This is a genomic window from Sphingobium lactosutens DS20, assembly GCF_000445105.1.
GTDB classification, from domain to species: domain Bacteria; phylum Pseudomonadota; class Alphaproteobacteria; order Sphingomonadales; family Sphingomonadaceae; genus Sphingobium; species Sphingobium lactosutens.
This window is the reverse complement of sequence record NZ_ATDP01000082.1, coordinates 148,938-167,500: the sequence shown is the minus strand read 5'-3', so window position 1 is coordinate 167,500 and position 18,563 is coordinate 148,938. Positions and strand designations below refer to the sequence as shown.

At 63.9% G+C, this 18,563-nt stretch carries 13 protein-coding genes; 3 read left to right on the top strand and 10 right to left on the bottom strand.

Annotated elements, in window-relative coordinates; all coding sequences use genetic code 11:
* Positions 1-64: 64 nt before the first annotated feature.
* Positions 65-277, top strand: a complete 213-nt coding sequence (locus RLDS_RS39050; RefSeq protein WP_021225857.1) for a helix-turn-helix transcriptional regulator — start codon at positions 65-67, stop codon at positions 275-277.
* A gap of 120 nt (positions 278-397) precedes the next feature.
* Here RLDS_RS39050 and RLDS_RS39045 read toward each other — a convergent pair whose 3' ends face one another.
* The 3 genes from RLDS_RS39045 to RLDS_RS39035 form a co-directional block, all read right to left on the bottom strand.
* On the bottom strand, positions 398-757 hold the full coding sequence (locus tag RLDS_RS39045) for a PilZ domain-containing protein (protein WP_031298005.1): 360 nt from the start codon (positions 755-757) through the stop codon (positions 398-400).
* Positions 758-867: 110 nt separating this feature from the next.
* Positions 868-3,603 (bottom strand): preprotein translocase subunit SecA, encoded by a 2,736-nt coding sequence (gene secA, locus RLDS_RS39040; RefSeq protein ID WP_021225855.1) that lies wholly within the window; start codon positions 3,601-3,603, stop codon positions 868-870.
* A 125-nt stretch (positions 3,604-3,728) separates the two neighbouring features.
* Positions 3,729-4,790 (bottom strand): hypothetical protein, encoded by a 1,062-nt coding sequence (locus RLDS_RS39035; protein WP_021225854.1) that lies wholly within the window; start codon positions 4,788-4,790, stop codon positions 3,729-3,731.
* Positions 4,791-4,921: 131 nt separating this feature from the next.
* Here RLDS_RS39035 and argJ point away from each other — a divergent pair, with 131 nt between their 5' ends.
* Together argJ and RLDS_RS39025 are read left to right on the top strand one after the other, a co-directional pair.
* The gene (gene argJ, locus RLDS_RS39030) at positions 4,922-6,145 is read left to right on the top strand and encodes a bifunctional glutamate N-acetyltransferase/amino-acid acetyltransferase ArgJ (protein WP_021225853.1); all 1,224 of its coding nucleotides are present in this window, start codon (positions 4,922-4,924) and stop codon (positions 6,143-6,145) included.
* Positions 6,145-6,942 (top strand): inositol monophosphatase family protein, encoded by a 798-nt coding sequence (locus tag RLDS_RS39025; protein ID WP_021225852.1) that lies wholly within the window; start codon positions 6,145-6,147, stop codon positions 6,940-6,942. Before argJ ends, RLDS_RS39025 begins: the two co-directional genes overlap by 1 nt.
* 155 nt (positions 6,943-7,097) lie before the next feature.
* On the opposite strand, the gene trxA is transcribed toward RLDS_RS39025, so the two are convergent.
* Genes trxA through RLDS_RS38990 form a run of 7 tightly spaced genes read right to left on the bottom strand, consistent with a single transcriptional unit; the run spans position 7,098 to position 18,328 of the window.
* Complete coding sequence (gene trxA / locus RLDS_RS39020; RefSeq protein WP_009821630.1) at positions 7,098-7,418, bottom strand: thioredoxin TrxA; 321 nt, start codon at positions 7,416-7,418, stop codon at positions 7,098-7,100.
* 29 nt (positions 7,419-7,447) lie between these two features.
* Complete coding sequence (gene addA, locus RLDS_RS39015) at positions 7,448-10,882, bottom strand: double-strand break repair helicase AddA (RefSeq protein WP_021225851.1); 3,435 nt, start codon at positions 10,880-10,882, stop codon at positions 7,448-7,450.
* Positions 10,863-13,832, bottom strand: coding sequence for a double-strand break repair protein AddB (gene addB, locus RLDS_RS39010; protein ID WP_021225850.1), 2,970 nt, complete (start codon positions 13,830-13,832; stop codon positions 10,863-10,865). Before addB ends, addA begins: the two co-directional genes overlap by 20 nt.
* Positions 13,825-14,535 (bottom strand): nucleotidyltransferase family protein, encoded by a 711-nt coding sequence (locus RLDS_RS39005; protein WP_021225849.1) that lies wholly within the window; start codon positions 14,533-14,535, stop codon positions 13,825-13,827. The genes addB and RLDS_RS39005 overlap by 8 nt, the downstream gene beginning before the upstream one ends.
* 10 nt (positions 14,536-14,545) lie before the next feature.
* The gene (locus RLDS_RS39000; protein ID WP_031298004.1) at positions 14,546-15,532 is read right to left on the bottom strand and encodes an aminoglycoside phosphotransferase family protein; all 987 of its coding nucleotides are present in this window, start codon (positions 15,530-15,532) and stop codon (positions 14,546-14,548) included.
* Positions 15,529-15,987, bottom strand: a complete 459-nt coding sequence (gene tsaE / locus RLDS_RS38995; RefSeq protein ID WP_021225847.1) for a tRNA (adenosine(37)-N6)-threonylcarbamoyltransferase complex ATPase subunit type 1 TsaE — start codon at positions 15,985-15,987, stop codon at positions 15,529-15,531. The genes RLDS_RS39000 and tsaE overlap by 4 nt, the downstream gene beginning before the upstream one ends.
* Positions 15,980-18,328: a sensor histidine kinase gene (locus tag RLDS_RS38990; protein ID WP_021225846.1), complete on the bottom strand. Its 2,349-nt coding sequence runs from the start codon at positions 18,326-18,328 to the stop codon at positions 15,980-15,982. Before RLDS_RS38990 ends, tsaE begins: the two co-directional genes overlap by 8 nt.
* Positions 18,329-18,563: the final 235 nt, after the last annotated feature.

Here is an 18,563-nt window from a genome sequence, read left to right as displayed (position 1 = left end):
GCGCATGGCGGGTCATTCAGGCACGCCGCGCGGCGAGGGCCAACGATCTAACAGGAGAGGAAGAATGAACGTCGCGACGCAGATCGCGCCGGACGACCGGCTGCTGACCCTCAAGCAGGTCCGCGAGATCGTGCCGAAGGACAAGGCCACGATCTACCGCTGGATCGGGAAGGGCATTTTCCCTGACCGCTACCGAATCGGCCCTGGCAGCGTGGGCTGGCTACGCTCCGAAATACTCGCCTGGGTCGCCGAAAACACCCGCCGCCCGCCTTCCTGACGGGATCATCCTCGGGGGCATCGATCAAAATCAAGGAAGGCAAAACCAATGTTTAACGTCACCAATGGGGGCAACACCGAATCCCACCCTGTCCGCCAGATTCCGCCGATTATCGTGTTTTCAGATATAATGCCCGGGCCTCACTTCCTGCAAAGTAAGGACGGTGCTCGCCTCGGGCGCATGGTTGTCGGCCTGACTTATGATCGCACGCGGATCGATCGCATGGCTCAACAACAGACCGCATCGATCCGGGCCATTCCAGATCACCGTGCCGCACACTTCCAGATGATCGGCGATCAGCGTCACCCGCTCGCCCACTACCGGCAGCCAGGCGCCACTTACCAACGCGCCATAGATCGAAATATTGCAAATGCGGACAGGCTGGCTCGTGCCTTCCCAATTGAGCGTCGCAGGCACATGCGCGGCGAACCGCTGTTCACGCCTGCGTTCTGCTCGGGCCCGACAAACACTCTGTTCCATGTTTCACTCCCGGTTCGCCCCCCGGAATGAGCACAGAGTCGCTGTCGTTTCTTGCCAGCTGCTTACTATCCATGGTTAACGGCGCGGATGACCGCGCCGTTATGGCAGGGTCAGGCTAACGCCCCGTGACAATGCTTGTATTTCTGCCCTGACCCACAGGGGCAAGGCGCGTTGCGGCTGATATCCAGATTGGAGAAGTCTCCCCCTTCGACAGTCGGGGCAGGCGCGCGCGGAATGGTCGTGGTGATGCTGCCCAGTTGCCCGGCGTCGATGTCGGCGCTGTTATCCTCACCCGAAAACGGGTCGATATGCGTCGTGATAAAGTCGGGCAGCACGGGAAGCGCATAGTCTTCCATCGCTGGCTGCTCCATCCGGAACTGCACGCGCGCAATCGACCCGGTCACATCCTCGCGGATATTTTCGAGCATCCGCTCGAACAGGGCAAAGGCTTCCTGCTTATATTCATTGATCGGCGTCTTCTGCGCATAGGCGCGCAGGTGCACGACCTGGCGCAGCGCGTCGAGCGTCGAAAGATGCTCTTTCCAGTGATGGTCGAGGCTCTGGAGCAGGATCGACTTCTCGATCATGTGCCAATCGGCGGCGTCAATCTCCTTGACCTTCTCGGCAATGGCGGCGTCGGCCATCGCCACCAGCCGCTCCTCGATCATCTCGGGGTCGACAGCGTCCTCGGCAAGCCATGCGTCGAAGTCCGGCTCCAGCCCCAATATCTCGGCCGTGCGCGCCTTCAATCCGTCCATATCCCACTGTTCGGGATAGGTGCCCGGCGGGCAGGATGCGCCGACCAGATCATTGACCGTCTCGTGCCGCATGTCTGTCACGACATCGTCCACCGTGTCGGCATCCATGATGTCGCTGCGCTGCTCATAGATAACCTTGCGCTGGTCGTTCATCACATCGTCATATTCGACGACCTGCTTGCGAATGTCGTAATTGCGCGCCTCGACCTTTTTCTGCGCCGTCTCGATCGCCTTGCTGAGCCATTTCGAGGGCGGCAGGGCCTCCCCATCCTCCAGATTGGAGCGGATCATCTTGGCGAACATGGTGTCCGGACCAAAGATGCGCATCAAGTCATCGTCGAGGCTGAGGTAAAAGCGCGACAGGCCGGGGTCTCCCTGACGGCCTGAGCGTCCCCGCAGCTGGTTGTCGATGCGGCGGCTTTCGTGCCGCTCGGTCGCCAGCACGAACAGCCCGCCGGCCGCCAGCACTTCCTGCTTCTCGACCTCAATCTCCGCTTCGATCCGGGCAATGGCTGCATCGCGGCCCGGGCCTTCGGGCATGTCGCGCAGTTCGTCCTCGACACGCATCTCCAGATTGCCGCCCAGTTTGATGTCGGTGCCACGACCGGCCATGTTGGTCGCGATTGTGACCGCGCCCTTGCGGCCCGCCTGCGCCACGATATGCGCTTCGCTTTCGTGAAAACGGGCGTTCAGCACCGCATGCTTGACGCCCTCCTGGTTGAGGAATTCCGAAAGCATTTCCGATTTTTCGATCGACACCGTGCCGACCAGAACAGGCTGCCCCTTTTCGGCATGGACCTTGATGGTCTTGGCGATCCCACGAAATTTATCTTCCAGATTCTTGTAGAATGTATCTTCCTCGTCAACGCGCTGGATCGGCCGATTGGTCGGGATCGTCACCACGTTCATCTTGTAGATTTCGTAAAATTCCGTCGCTTCGGTCGCGGCGGTGCCGGTCATGCCCGAAAGTTTGGGATACATGCGGAAATAATTCTGGAAGGTGATGGACGCGAGCGTCTGGTTTTCCGGCTCGATATTGACGCCTTCCTTGGCCTCCACCGCTTGGTGCAGGCCATCGGACCAGCGGCGTCCGTCCATCATGCGGCCGGTAAACTCGTCGATGATGACGACCTTGCCGTCCTTGACGATATAGTCGATGTCGCGGCGGAACATGACGTTCGCGCGCAGCGCCTGGTTCACATGATGGACGACCGCGGTATTTTCAAAATCGTAGAGATTTGCGCCCTGCAACAGGCCCGCCTGTTCCAGCAGCCGCTCGATCTTCTCCGTGCCATCCTCGGTCAGCGTGACGCTGCGCTGCTTTTCATCCTTTTCGTAATCGGCTTCCGTCACCTGCTTCACGATCGCGTCGACCGCGACATAGAGTTCGGACTTGTCGTCCGTCGGCCCGGAGATGATCAGCGGGGTGCGGGCTTCGTCGATCAGGATCGAATCCACCTCGTCGACGATTGCGTAGTTGAACGGGCGCTGGACCATCGACCCGCGGTCGAACTTCATATTGTCGCGCAGATAATCGAAGCCGAGTTCATTATTTGTCGCGTAGGTGATGTCGGCATTATAGGCGGCGCGCCGCTGGTCCTCCGACAGATTGGGCACGATGACGCCCGTGGTCAGCCCGAGGAAGCGGTAGACCTGCCCCATCCAGTCGCAGTCGCGGCTGGCGAGATAGTCGTTCACCGTGACAACATGGACGCCCTTGCCTTCGAGCGCGTTGAGATAGGTGGCGAGCGTCGCCACCAGGGTCTTGCCCTCTCCCGTACGCATTTCAGCGATTTCGCCGCGATGCAGGACGATGCCGCCCACCATCTGCACGTCGAAATGCCGCATGCCCAGAACGCGCTTGGACGCTTCGCGCACCGTCGCGAAGGCTTCCGGCAGCAGATCGTCCAGCGTCTCTCCCGCCGACAGCCGTTCGCGGAACCGAACCGTTTGCGCTGCCAGTTCCTCGTCACTCAGCGCCTGGATCGAAGGTTCAAAGGAAGCGATCCGATCGACGATCTTGCCCAGCGACTTGACATAGCGTTCGTTGGACGATCCGAAAATGGATTTGGCGAGTGCGCCGAACATGAGCTCTCCCTGAGCGAAAAGACAAAAAGGGCGCAACAAGCCACGCCGCAAACAATTGAGCGGCAAATAGGCATCGGCCGGGCGCGCGTCAATTCAAGCTGGGGCAGCGGAATGCTAAAAGGCTGTCAGCCCTTCACGTTTCTGCGGGCATCCGCCTCGCGCAGCACTTCGGCCCAGCGTTCGGCGATCCGCGCGCGCCCATAATGCGCATGGAGATGCGCTCTGCCTGCCGCCAATCGGTCCTGTTCCCTCTCCCAGCCGAACGCGTAGCGCTCAAGGCCCGCCTGCCAGTCATCCAGCACGATGTAAGGATGCAATTCCTCATAGGAGTCTATCGAGTCCGCGATAACGCCAAGCCCAGCCATGATGGCCGTGGCAGGGCGATTGATGGACTTGCCCACCGTATATTCATTTTGTGGCACCGGGATGATGGCGACGCGATGCCGGCGCAGGGCATTCGGAAAACTGGCGAGCGTCCAGGGGATATAATGATGTGGAATGCCCCACTCGGCTGACGCCTTGCGGTACAGCCCGGGCTTGTTGCTGATGATGGTCAGCGTAACCGGATGGCGCGCCGCGAAGCGCTCAAGCTCGACAATCCGGTCGCGCAGCTGGCACAGGCCGGCGATGCCGGGCATCGTGTTGCCAAACCAGACACAGTGCAGCGCATCCGGATGCCGGGCGAGGAACGTGTCCAATTGACCCAAGCGCCACCGGTCGATCAACGGCAACCGCGTCGCCCGGTCCGACAGATCATCGAGCATGTCGGGAACAACCCGCACACGATCGCGGATTTCCGGCGCCGATTGGACTAACAACTGCCCCATCCGCTCCGTCGGAACCGTCACTATGTCCGCGCGACAGAGCAGGTCATTGGTGCGAGCGCTGTGGCGCGCAGAGCCTTTGCAGCGATTATTGGCAAACCGGTTGTCGCAAATATCAAAGATCAGGCTGGATCGTGCGGCGGCGGCCGCTTTGGCGACCCGCATCGCACCCCGGCCAAAGGCTTTGGAAATGACCACCACATCATAGCCGATCGCTCGACGAATCCGCGGGTAGCGCACAACGCCCAGCCCTGCCTCGCTCAACGCCGCCAGTGGTTCCAGCACGCGCAGCCTGATACTCGCCTTGCGAGGCGAAAAGCGCTTGGCATAAAAGGCGAACCGACCCCCGCCGACATGCGTCATACCCAGTGCGACCCTAACATCTATCAAATCTGACAAGCATGACGCCGCCGTTGATGCAAGTCCGCAGTCGCATCGCCATTTAGCGACGGCGCGGGCTGGCTTTCGGCCAGCACGCATTCTATGGCGGCGCCATGGACAGATCGCCCCTCGCCCCCGCCGCCTTCCCGTCCCTTCCCGCCATTGCCGGGGTCACGCTGCGCACCGCGCGCGCCGGCTACAAGGCATGGGAGCGGGCTGATTTGACCTATATCGAATTGGACGCGGGAACGGCGGTCGCCGGTGTCACGACCCAGAGCAAATGCCCATCCCCCGAAGTCGAATGGTGCCGCGACGCCATTCCCCTGGGCGCCGCCCGCGCGCTGGTTGTGAACGCCGGCAACGCCAATGCCTTCACCGGCAGCCGCGGCCGCGCAGCCGTGGAGGCGATCGCCGCCAAGGTCGCCAACCATCTGGCGTGTCTGCCGTCGGACATATTCATTTCCTCGACCGGCGTCATCGGCGTGCCGCTGCCGGTCGAAAAGGCGGAGGCCGGGCTTGACGCCGCCTTTGCCGCCGCCCCGTGCGATTGGGAACAGGCCGCGATCACGATCGGCACAACCGACACCTACCCCAAGGGCGCGAAGGCCAGCGCGCTGATCGGTGAAACGCGAGTGGATCTGGTCGGCATCATCAAGGGCTCGGGCATGATCGCGCCGGATATGGCAACCATGCTGGGCTACATCTTCACCGATGCCGCTGTCGACCCGGGGCTGCTGCAACAGATGCTCGCGGCGGCGAACAAGCGCAGCTTTTCCTGCATCACCGTGGACAGCGATACCTCTACCAGCGACACGGTGCTGGCCTTTGCCACCGGAAAGGCGAACAACGCGCGGCTCCGGTTGATGGATGATCCGGGCGCGGATGCCTTCGCCGCGGCGCTGGCCGACCTCTGCCGCCAATTGGCGCATCTGGTGGTGCGCGATGGTGAAGGCGCGACCAAATTCATCGAAATCCGGGTGGAAGGCGCGACCAGCGACGACAGTGCGCATCGCATCGGCCTGTCGATCGCCAATTCGCCGCTGGTGAAAACGGCCATCGCCGGCGAGGATGCCAATTGGGGCCGCGTGGTCGCAGCCATCGGCAAGGCAGGCGAGCCAGCCGATCGCGACCGACTATCCATCCGGTTCGGCGCAACCCAGGTCGCCACCCATGGTCTGGCGGTGGAGGGCTATGACGAAGCTCCGGTCGCCGCCCACCTCAAGGGGCAGGAGATCGAAATCGGCGTCGATCTGGGGCTGGGCGAAGGCCGGGCGACTATCTGGACCTGCGACCTGACGCATGGCTATATCTCGATCAACGCGGACTATCGCAGCTGATGCCGTTTGACCTGCACGAACCCGTCGCGGCGCTGATGCGCCAGGTCGCGCGCGAGATCGTCATGCCGCGCTTTCGCAATCTGACGGCCGATGAGATCGCCGAAAAGGCGGCGAATGATTTCGTCACCATCGCCGACAAGGAAAGCGAGTTGCGCCTGTCCGAGGGATTGAGCGCAATCCTGCCGGAGGCTGGCATCATCGGCGAGGAAGCCTGCGCCGCCGATCCCGCCATACTGGAGCGCGCGGGCGATGGCCTGAACTGGATCATCGACCCGATCGACGGCACCGGCAATTTCGCCGCCGGCAACCCGCCCTTCGGGATCATGGTTGCGCTGGCCGATGCGGGCACGACGCTGGCGGGATGGATTCTCGACCCCCTGACCGGCCGGCTGTGCCACGCGCTGCGCGGTGGTGGCAGCCATATTGACGGGCAAACCGTTCGCGCCAAGGAGAGTGGCGGCGACCTGCCGATCGCGGCACTCGCGGTCTATTTCATGACGGACGAGGAGCGCGCGGACATCCAGCGCCGCGCCGATGGCGCCTTTGTCCTCGTCGACATTCCCCGCTGTGCCGCCGAACAATATCCCCGTCTGGTGCTCGGTCAGAATGACGTCTCCGTCTTCGCCCGCACCCTGCCCTGGGATCACGCCGCCGGCACCCTGTTCGTCAACGAAGCGGGTGGATGCTGCCAGCGGCTGGATGGCACGCCCTATGTCGTGGGCGATGTGCGCCGCGGCCTGCTGGGCGCGTCGTCGCCTCGTCTCTGGGATCAGGCGGCGCGGCAGCTGTTCGGTTGAACCCCGACAGCGATCGCGACAGCTGCCACGATAGGCCCGTCGAACAGACAAACCGCGTGCAGCTGTCGCAGTCGCTGTCCTGAGCTGTAAAAAAAAGCCGCGCCGTCAAAAGCTTGACGGCGCGGCTTCCCATTCACCCGGCGAGCGTCAGCACATTACAGGACGCTTTCGATCCAGCCCTTGAGCGCGCTCTTGGGCGCAGCGCCAACCTTGGTCGCGCTGACTTCGCCATTCTTGAACAAGATCATCGTCGGGATACCACGCACGCCATATTTGCCCGGCGCGTCGGGGTTTTCGTCGATGTTGATCTTGGCGATCGTGACCTTGTCGCCCAGTTCCTCGGAGATTTCCTCCAGCGCCGGACCGATCATCTTGCACGGACCGCACCATTCCGCCCAGAAATCGACGAGCACCGGCTTGTCGGCGGCGATCACGTCCTGTTGGAAGCTGACATCGGTAACTGCCTTGGTGGCCATGAGTAAATCTCCTTTGCTTGGCGCAATATCTAGGATGATCGAGCCGCCGGCTCAACGGGCGGGAGCGGCAAATTTCCCTGCGCCTCGACAAAGCCGGGCTTGTGCGCCGCCAGTAGCTCTGCTGGCAGCGCAATAAGGCGCGGGACGCTGGTATAGAGCAAGCCGGCCTCGATCCGGCGGCCGGGAAAGATGACGCCCAGCGCCGACGCATAGGCCGCCATCTGGCGCAGGTGGGAGGTCGGCACGTCGTCCAGCGTCGCCGGTGCGATCCGACCCGTCTTGAAATCGACGAACTGGACACGATCCGGTCCGATGCACAGGCGATCCACCGTGCCGGCGATCACCGCTTCGCCCACCACCGCCGCTATCGGCGCTTCTGCGAGAGCGTCCGGTCCAAACAGGTCCTTGAAATCCGGCGCGCCGATCACGCGCAACGCCTGTTCGATCAGCATCTGTCTCGCCGCTGGGTCGGCAAGCCCCTGATGCGTCAGCCAGCGGTCGGCAGCCTGGGCGCGCTGATCCGGCGCAAGGGCTGGCAGCCGTTCGAACAGGGCATGCAACCAGCGACCGCGCTCCGCCGCCGCTCGCATTGCAGGCGTGGGCGGCGGATAAGGAACATCATCCTCTACCTGAGCCGACGGCGCCAGCGGTCGCGGCGGCCGCGCTTCGGCGGGCGCGGCCTGTCGCAGCCAGGACGGCATGTCGATTGCCAGTTCGGCAGACGCATCCTCGACCATTGCCTCCTTGGGAGGCAATGGCTCCGCGCCGCGCCAGCGCCGCGAAGCGCCCCATAGCAGGTCTGCCTCCCACTCCGCGCCGAGCGATGCCATCGCACCTTCGACTGCGGCGAACCAGCTTTCCGGCTTCACTTCCCCCTTTGCCCGTGGCCCCAATGATCCGGCAACCACCAGCTTTTCTTCGGCCCGGGTCAGCGCCACATAAAGCAGGCGCCAATGCTCCTCCCGCTCGATCGCGGCCGCCTCTTCCGCCACCTCGCCGATCGGTCCCTGCCGTTCCGCCTTGCGCGGTGGGAGGATGGGCAAACCCTGCCATTCCAGCATGTCGGCGCGATTACCCGCATCCGGGTCCAGGCAGGCGTCGGCTAGGATGACGATCGGCGCTTGCAATCCCTTCGCGCCATGCACCGTCAGCAACCGCAGCATATCCCCCTGCCCTGCCGCATCGCGCACGATTTCCACCTCGCCCCGGTCGAACCAGTCGATGAAGCGTTGGAGCGAGGGATGGTCGTCCTGTTCGAAGGCGAGCGCCGCGTTCAGCAGTTCCTCGATCGGATCGGCGGCTTCCGCCCCCAGACGCGCGATCAGCTTGCGACGGCCGTCCATCGGCCCGGACAATATCGCCTCCAGATAGCGGTAGGGCGTCGAAAAATCTGCGACCCCCAGCAGATCGCGCAAGGGCTGTAGTGTCCCGTCATCCAGCGTCTGGGTCAGATGCCGCCACAGACCCGTCCGACGCCCGACCAGCCGCTGCATCAGCTCTTCCTGCGTCCAACCGATCAGCGGCGAGACGAGCAAGGACGCCAGGTTGAGTTCGTCCTCGGGCTGAACCGCGAACCGCAACGCCGCAAGCAGGTCACGCACGGCCAAGGGGGCATTGAGGCGCAGCCGGTCGATACCCGCGACCGCGACCTGTTCTTCATACAGGCGCGCAACGATAAGCCGCGCCAGTTCGCTGCGTCGGCGCACCAGGATCATGATGTCGCTCGCGCGCACTGGCCGCCCGCGGCTTTCCAGCATCACGCCATCGTCGATCCATTGCCGGATTTGGATTGCGATCTGTTTGGCCAGCTTTCGCTCCTGCTTATCTGCCCAATCCTCCTCGCCTTCCAAGTGTTCCGATATGTCCGGTGTAATTGGCTTCCATAATTTTACTTCGCCAGGAAAACGGTTTGCACTTTCATGATGAACGTCAGCATTGTCTAACCCAAGACGCTCGCTACGCAGGAACGAGATAGTCCTGTCCACCACTTCGAGCACTGCTGGCGTAGATCTAAAACTTCGATCAAGCGACAAATTGAAAAAGTCATGTCCAGCCTCTACGGCATGCTTATTAAATACCCTTTCGGCTAATCTAAATGACTGAGGGCTAGTTCCTTGGAAGCCGAAGATGGCCTGTTTATAGTCGCCGACCGTGAAGATAGTTCGAATTCGGCCTTCCTTCGCGCCATCTCCAGCAAAAAATTCTCCGGCCAAAGCGGCGACAATCGTCCATTGCCGAACGTTCGTGTCCTGTGCTTCGTCGACCAATATATGGTCGATGCGCTGGTCGAGCTTGTAGCGTATCCATTCGGCGATGCCGGGTTGCTCCAGCAGCGCGGCCGCGCGCGCGATCAGATCATCGAAATCGACCGCGCCGGCCATATGTTTGGCCCTCGCATAATCGCGCGCATAGGCCCGCCCGGCGTAGAGGGCCTGGGCGAGCAGGGCGGCATAGTCTGCGCGCAGCTTAAGGGCGATCAGTTCGCCGCAGCGACTGTGCAAACGCGACGCCATGTCGCCATAGCCGTCGATCGGTGGCACCCACCCCTTGGCATCGATGATGTCGCCATCCGCCTTGGCCCAGGCGCGATGCAAATCGGCCAGCCCCGCGGCACGGTCCGCCGGGTCGAGCGCGCGCCAGGCGGCGATGCGGTCGCATCTTTCCAGCCCACGTCCCTTGCCCCAGTCGACATTGGCGCGCACGATCCAGTCAAGCGCCGGCATGTCGAATATCTCGTCACGGCACTGATCGGCCAGCCATTGGTCCACGTCACCGTCCGGCAGGCCGAGTTCAGCGGCGATCCATGGGCCGATGTCTGCCGGCAAGGCGTCCAGCGCCTCTGCGCGCGCAGCGCAGCGCAGCAGGAAGCCTTCCGCACCCCCTTCGCCCAATCGCAGGCTGAGCGCTTGCAGCGCGGTCATCAACGCGTCGTCGCCCTCTTCCTGGGCGCGCACGACCAGGTCCGCCAGCGTTTGACGCGCCAAGGCGGATTGCTCGCGCTGGTCCAACGGGCGGAACCCCGGCACCAATTCGGCCTCCAAGGGAAAGGCCGTCAGCAATTGCTGGCAAAAACCGTGGATGGTCTGAATGCGCAGCCCGCCGGTGGACTCCAGCACCTCGGCGAACAGACGGCGGGCGTGATTCTGCATGTCCGGGCCATGATCCTCGCCCAGCGCCATCAGGTCCGTGGCGAGCGATGGCCCATCCATCTGGACCCAGGCCGCCAGCCGGTCATGGATGCGGTCGGCCATTTCGGCCGCGCCCGCTTTGGTGAAGGTCAGGCAAAGGATATTTTCCGGCCGCACCCCCTGCAGCAGCAGACGGAATACGCGCGCGGTAAGGACGTGAGTCTTGCCCGTGCCTGCCGATGCCGAAAGCCACACATGGGCGTCGGGCGCGGCAGCCCGCGCCTGATCGCCTAGCAGTTTCTGAAGCGCGCCCGCCTTAGCCATCGTCGCGGCCATACCATTCTTCCAGCCGCATCAGCTGGTCATAATCGCCATAGTTGGCGACCTCCGGATTGAGCTGCGCGACGAATGGGGCGCTACCGAGCAGATAGTCGTTCGCCAGCGTTTCAAAATGCGCATGGGCATGGGCCCTGAACTCGTCTGTGACGATCTTGTCGCGCTTGCCCATCGGATCGACCGGCCGTTCACGGTAGCCGAACTGATCCCCCTTCTTCGCGAGCGACCAATATTCGAAATCGCCGGCCTTTGGCATCGGCTCTAGCCCCTCAAAGCCGCCCATTTCCGCGATCACGCCAAGAAGGCCCAGTTGCAGGGAAAAGCCCGCCTTCACCTGCCGCGCGCTGGGCGGTTTGCCGGTCTTGTAATCGATGATGCCGATCCGACCGTCCGCCAGCCGATCTAGCCTGTCGGCTTTCCCCATCAGCGTGACTCCCGCGACCTCCGCCCGGCCTTCTTGTTCGACCGAAAGAATCACGCGGCCTTCAGCCTTGTCACGCGCAACTTCTTCCGCGATCCACCGGATGGATTCGATGAGGCGCGGTTGCCACAGGGCCTTGAGCAGCGGGTGGACTTCGGGCTGGTCGAACATGGCGCGGGCCCGTGCTTCGAGGTCGGTGGGGTCAAGCGTGCCTGCTTCCGCCCAGCGTTGTAGCACGTTATGAACCGCCGTCCCGCGCCAGGCCGGGCCGGCGTCGGCATCGACAGGATCGAGCCGCGAAAGGCGCAGGATGCGGCGTGCGTAAAAGGCGAAAGGGTCGGCCTTCAACCGGTCGACATCCGTTACGGGAATGACGCGCGGCCGGGCAGTCAAAGGGGGCGACGGCGCAGGACGTCTGGCTGGGGCATAAGCCGATGGCGCATCCATGCCTCGAGCCATTGCTGCATAGCGATCGGCGGTCTTCCATTGTGGTCCAGCCATGGCCTTGAGCCGCAGCCAGAGGCGCGACGCCACCGCTGGACCGCCACTGCCCCGTCGCGCGCGCGTGATCAGCACCCGTGGCGCCCCCAATGCGCCGGCAAAATCATGCGCGGCAAGACCGATGCGCGTCTCCAATCCTGGCAGGCCCAGGTCGCGACGGATGCGTGGTGCGAGCCAAGGGTCCGGCGCTGGCAGGCCCGGCCAGACCCCTTCATTGAGGCCGCCAAGGATCATCAGATCAGCTTGAGTGAGGCGCGCTTCGATCAGACCCAGGACGGCCAGCCGCGGATGGCCGCCCTGCGGCGGGCGAACCGACAGGCCGCTCATCATGTCATCCAGCAGCGCGGACAAGGCGCGGACATCAGCCTGCCGTGGCCCTTCCGGCGCGGCGGCCTCCATCTCCGCGAACAGATCGGCGGCGGCGTGACCATGATGCCCCGCCCAGATCGCATCCGCTGACAAGGCGCTCGCGCTCTCCCGCAGCGCGGCGAGCTGACCGGCGAGGCCAGATGGCGCGGCGAACGCGTTTTCAAGCGGCTCCAGCAAGACGCGGGCCGCTGGCCACCAGGCGCGCACCTGTTCGCGTAGCGCGCGATGCCGATCGTCATTGCGGGGCCGCAGCAGAAGGTCTATGCCCAAAAGCCCGGCCTGCGGACGCGGCCCACGGAGCAACAGGTCGAGCCCGCGCACCCCTTCCAGCCAGGCGATCCGCCCGTCACCACGCATTACCAGCGGATGCTTGAGCAATGTCAGCAGCGGCACCGGCGCAAACCGTTCGGCCACTGCCTCGGCGATCGCGATCAGCAAGGTTCCGGGAGGGAGGCGCGAGAGCGGCTGCCCGGCGCTATCGTCCGCTTCGATGCCCCAGCGGCGCAGATGCGCCGATACGCGGGTCGCCAGCGACCGGTCCGGCGTCACGAGCGCTGCGGTGCGACCCGGCGTTTCCAGAGCTTCCCGAAGGGCGATGGCGATCGCCTGCGCCTCCTCACCCGGCGTTGCCACTTCCAATGCCTCGACCCCCGCGAGAGATCGATCCGCCGTCTTGAGGTCGCGCCAGCGGCTTGTGAAGCGGGGTGGCAGCATCGCGTTGGAGATATTGCGCCCCCGCACCGCGCGCGCGTCATGCTCGCTGCCCCAGCGCCACTGCGCTACGTCGTCGCGCGTCGCGCTCATGCGGTCGAGTAACCGCTTCAGCGCATATTGCGGATGGCTTTCATGGCCGGGCGCCCGCTGTCCGGTGATCGGATCGGCCTCGAACGGGCCAATGGCGTCCCAGGCATCGGCATCCATATGCTGGTCCAGGCCGGCGAACACCACCATGCCGCGGGGCATCTGGGCGATACAGCGCAGCAGGCGCGCGACCGCGGGCGCAGTGGTGGAAATGCCGGCGGCGGTGACAAGACTGGCTGGCGGATGGAGCGTCCATCGAGCCGCGAGCCGATCAAACAGCCGGTTGCGCCGGTCAGCCAGATCGATGCACCCGATCCGTTCCAGCTCGGCGGGCCAGCGCGTGATCAGTATTTCGAACAGCGCCAGCGATGCCTGCCAGTGCCGTGACAGGTCGGCTGAAAGATCCAGATCGCGCAGCGCGTGGGGTTTCACCCGTTCAACCTGCATTTGGTCGAGTACCGAGCCGAGGGCTTGGCCAAGTTGGAGAGCCTGACCGGCATCGACGTCGGGCCGAACATCCTGCACCATGCGCGCCAGCATCATGTGCCGCCGCATCGGCGAGATAGCAGGTGGGATCGGCTCCTCTTCGCCCAGCGGGTCGAGCGCGCCCCCAACTTGTTCACCCAGATCGGGATCGCCAATCGCTATCAGGCGGGGAAGCAGCAGTCCGCCGCCCGATTGCCGCACGAAAGCGTCGCGAACGGCACGAATGGCGCGATTGTTGGGCAACAGGACCATGGCCTGTGCCAGAGCCATCACGTCGCCGCGATGCTGTGCCAGCAGCCCCGTCACCAGCGCGTCGGCAAAGGCGCGGTGCGCCGGAATGGTGAACAGGGCAGGCCGGCCGCGTTCACCCATAAGCGAGCGTGGATTCCACCACCGGGATCGCCGCCGGCGTCCCGACATCAAACCATAATCCCTGGTGAGATACGCCGTATAACCGGCCCGCCTCGATCGCCCGATTCCAGAAGATATTGGTGGAAAAAACGTCCCCCGGCGGGTCGGCCAGCAGCGTGGGCGACAATATCTGAATGCCGATATAGACGAAAGGCGCCACATGCCCTTCCCGGCGCCGGGTCAACCGGCCATCCGCGTCCATCCGAAAGTCGCCCATTCCGCTATGGCAATAGGCGCGCGCCTGCGGCACGAGCAGCAGCAGCGCATCCATGCGGACAGGGTCCCAGACCCGGCGCATCATGGCAAAGGTTTCCGCTGGCCCATCCACCCAGAAATTGTCGCTGTTGACGCAGAAGAAGGGCTGATCGCCGAGCAAGGGCTTGGCCTGCATGAGACCGCCGCCTGTTTCCAGCAGCTTGGCGCGCTCATCAGAAACGATGAATTCCATCCCGCACCGCCGCGCCTTGAGATGGGCTTCGACCGTGTCAGCGAGATAATGGACGTTGACGACCACCTTGCGCACGCCCCCGGCCTCCAGCCGATCGAGGGCATGGTCCATCAGGGGCTTGCCCGCCACTTTGACCAGGGGTTTTGGGCGTGTGGCGGTAAGCGGGCGCATCCGTTTCCCCAGCCCCGCCGCCATCAGCATCGCCGTATCGATCATAGTCGCCGCCTTATGCCAGCGCGTGGGCTTCAAGCGCGCGATGCCGCTTTTCCGCCGGGATATTCTGGGCAAACCACGACGCGACCGGCGCCAACGCGGGATGGGCCAGATCGCGCTCTAGCAGACCCCACATGCGCGGCAGATAGGACAGATAGCGCGGCTTGCCATCGCGCTTCCAAAGGCGCGTGAAGATGCCGATGATCTTGGCGTTGCGCTGAGCGCCCAATACGGCATAGGCCGCGTCGAAGTCCGCGGGCGGCGACGCGATGGCGCGATAATGATCGAGCATCGCAGCTTCCACCGCCAACGGCACGTCGCGCCGCGCATCCTGCAACAGGGATACAAGATCATAGGCCGGATGGCCGACCAGCGCGTCCTGGAAATCGAGCAGCCCCAGGCCGTGCGACGTCGGATCGTCGATCAGCATGATATTTTCGGCATGATAATCGCGCAGCACTGTGACCGGCGCGCTGACCGATTGCTCGACCAGAGGTAGCACCTGATCCCACGCGCCGACATAGGCATCGACATCGACCGAGAGGCCGACAGAGGGGCAGAAATATTCCGTCAGCAAACCGGTTTCGCGCTGGTAGACAGCGCGATCATAGGGGGGCAAATCGGCGGGCGGCAACCGATGCAGTTCCGCAAGCAGGTCGACAGCGCGCGTATAGACGGACAATTCGTCGCCTGGATGCACGTCCAGATGTTCCTTGACGCGCAGGTCGCCGAAATCCTCGATCAGCACCAATCCCCGTTCCAGATCGCGCGCCAAGATGCGCGGCGCGGCAAAGCCGTCCTGTCGCAAGCGTTCGGCGATCGCGATGAAGGGACGCGGATCTTCCTGCGGCGGCGGCGCATCCATCAACACGGCCTGCCCGTCTGACCGGACCACACGGAAATAGCGGCGGAAGGATGCGTCGCACGCCAGCGGCAGGATTGCTGCATCACCCCAGCCCGCCTGAGCGAGAAAAGCAGGGGCGGCAACGGGCGGGATCAAATCTGGGACCATCGGTCCGTCCAAGCGTCCGGCACGTCCGCTGTCAAGCGTCGCGCGCCGTCCTCCAATATCTCTATGGTAAGGCGCAGGCTGTGCGGCCAAAGCGAAGCTCCCAGCCGGTCGGGCCATTCGATCAACAGCAGCGCGTCCATCAGATAGTCGCCCAGCGCCAGTTCTTCCGTTTCCGCGACATCGTCCAGCCGATACAGATCGACATGCGCGACCGGCAGCCTGACTTCCGGCACATCATAGGGCTGGACGATGGCGAAGCTGGGGCTGGGCGCTTCGCCTTGCAGACCGAGCGCTTCCAGCAACCCGCGCGCCAGCGTGGTCTTACCCGCGCCAAGCCCGCCCTCCAGCGCGATCACGTCGCCGATCCGGACGTGCCGGGCGAGCCGCCGACCAAGATCCAGCATCTCCGACTCATGCGGCAGGTCGATGGTCCGGTCAGCCACGGGGCAGTTCGATCAGGATCATCGTCCCCTGCCCCTTTTTCGACACCAACTCCAGCGTCCCGCCATGGGCTTGCACCAGTTGGCGGGCCAGTGGCAGACCCATGCCTGCTTTCGCGCCGTTTCGCGCTTGTTCTGCCCGCACCAGCGGCTCGAAAATGGCCTGCTGCCGCTCGGTCGGAATGCCAGGCCCATTGTCCGAAATGACGATGCGCGCCCGGTCGGCCGTGCCATCGCCATGCAGCAGGATGCGCGCGCCCCGGCTGCAATAGGTCAATGCGTTTTCCAGCAGATGGTCGATACATTGGCCGATCCGCCGCTCGTCCCCGCGCACCACGCCCATAGCGGGCGTGAGGTCGAGCGCCAGGTCCATGCCCTTGGACGCAGCTTCCCCCCGCAATCGTTCGACGCGCGCACTGGCCAGCGCGCCAAGATCGACGGGAAGTCGCTCAATCGGCAAGGTGCCTGCCTCGCTCTGGGTCAGGTCCAGCACATTGTCGATCAGCATCGACAGACGGCCCGTGCTTTGAAGGATACCGGCGACATAGTCCCTGGCCGGTTCTGGCAGCTCGCCTGCATAGCCCGCGCTCATCATTTCGGCGAACCCCGCTATGGTCGTCAGCGGCGTGCGCAATTCATAGCTCATATTGGTGACGAAGGCGGTCTTGATCTTGTCCGCCTGCTCCAGCGCTTCATTGCGATCGCGCAGCACCTGCTCGACCCGGCGGCTGTCCGTCACATCCAACATGGTGAACAGCGCATTGCCGTCGGGCAGCGGAATGGCGGCAAATTCGAAAATGCGGCCATCGGCAAAGCCGACATGCCCCATGCGCTGCTTGCGCTCCACCGTGGCGGCGCGCACCAGTTCGCGGACCAGATTGCCTTGCTCGGGCTTGGCGAGGCAGGATTGCACATCGCGCATGAGGTCGTCGATGCGCGGATGGGTGGCTAGCAGTTCCTCGCTCGCGCCCCAGATCATACGGAACCGGCTGTTCCACATTTGCAGGCGACCATCCGCGGCAAAGACGCCGATCGATTCGAACAGATTATCAAATGTCGCTGTCCGAACGCGCAGCAGCGTGTCCCGCGCGCTCGACAGTTGCACCTGTTCCGTCCGGTCCTCGAAAATCAGCAGCAACCCGCCATCGGGAAGCGGCTGGGCATAGACGCGCAAATGGGTGCCGTCCTGAAGCAGCCAATTCTCTTCCAGAGGTTCAGGCGACAGGAACCAGTCGCGCCGCTCGGACCGCCAGGCCGGGAAATCACGATGCTCGGGCAGGCGGCGGGCGTCGCGCATCTGGTCCAGCACCCGCTCGAAAACCGGCGCGTCCGCAAGCGCCTCCTGCCGCAGGCCGAATAGGCTCATGAACGGCTGATTCCAGAAGCGCAGCGTGCGGTCGGGGCCGAAGCGGGCGACGCCTGCGGACAAGCGGTCGAGCAGGTCGCGTTGCGCCGCTTCGATGCGCCGGCCCTCTACCCGCGCTTGTTCCAGTTCGTGCTGATCGACCGCGTAACCAGCGATGCCAGCCTCCCCCAGCGGCACGTCGACGACGCGCATCATCCGGCGTTCGCCGTCAATCGTGGCGGGCACCATGCGTTCGACCAATTGATCGCGCGCCATCGCATCGGCTGCGGCGGCTTCCGGTGGGACGCCGCCCACCGATTCGACCAGTTCGATGCCCTGAGTGATGACATCGGCAGCATCCTCGGCATCGACGGCGCGGACATAGGCGCTGTTGACAAGGCTGAGCCGCAGGTCGGAGGTGCGATGCCACATCGGGAAGGGCGCCGCTTCCACCAAGCCCGCAAGCGCCTCCAGTGCCTCCCGCAATTGCGCGACCTGACTTCGCAACGACTGGATTTCGGCCTGACTGTCAGTAGCGTCAAAAACCCATAGCAGTGCCCCGCCGCTCTCCGCCAGTTCGGGCCCAGCAGGCGCACCGCGAACGAGCAGAAGCCGGGTGGAATTGACGCCACGAACAGCACGGGCAAAGCTTTTGCCGGCGCGCTGGGCCGCGGCAATATCCTGCGAAAGCGCCGCGGCGTCTTCGGGCTCAATCCCGCCATCTTCGGCGGTCAATTCTGAAAGAAAATTGGGCGCGCGGGTGCGGCCGAGCCATTTGGCGAGCCTGTCCGCCGCCTCCAGTCGTCCATCGGGATGGACAATTACCGGCGCCGCCGGCGCTGACGCCAGCAACATGGTCAGACGGTCGATCTTGCCCTGCGACTGCGTGCCGTCCCGACGCATGCGCTGACCGCTCATCACCGCCCAGATGGCCGCGCCCAGCCAGAGGGCGAGCACAATGCCCAAAATCATCGCGGCTACAGGCGACAGCGCCGTCATCGGCGATTGGCCCCCATCTGCGCTACCTGCCCGTTGCTCGTCATATCTGCGACCGACCTAACGCAGAACGCGCGGAGCGGGAAGCGGTGGACTCAAAGATTCATAGGTAGAATGGGGTCAATGGGCGTAAAAAAACGTATGGCCCGCCCCGTTTGCAAGTAGGATTTTACGGTGTTCTGATCAGTCTGCGTCAACGTATGCGGTCTCACGGGAGCATCCCGTGGCCAAGATGGAC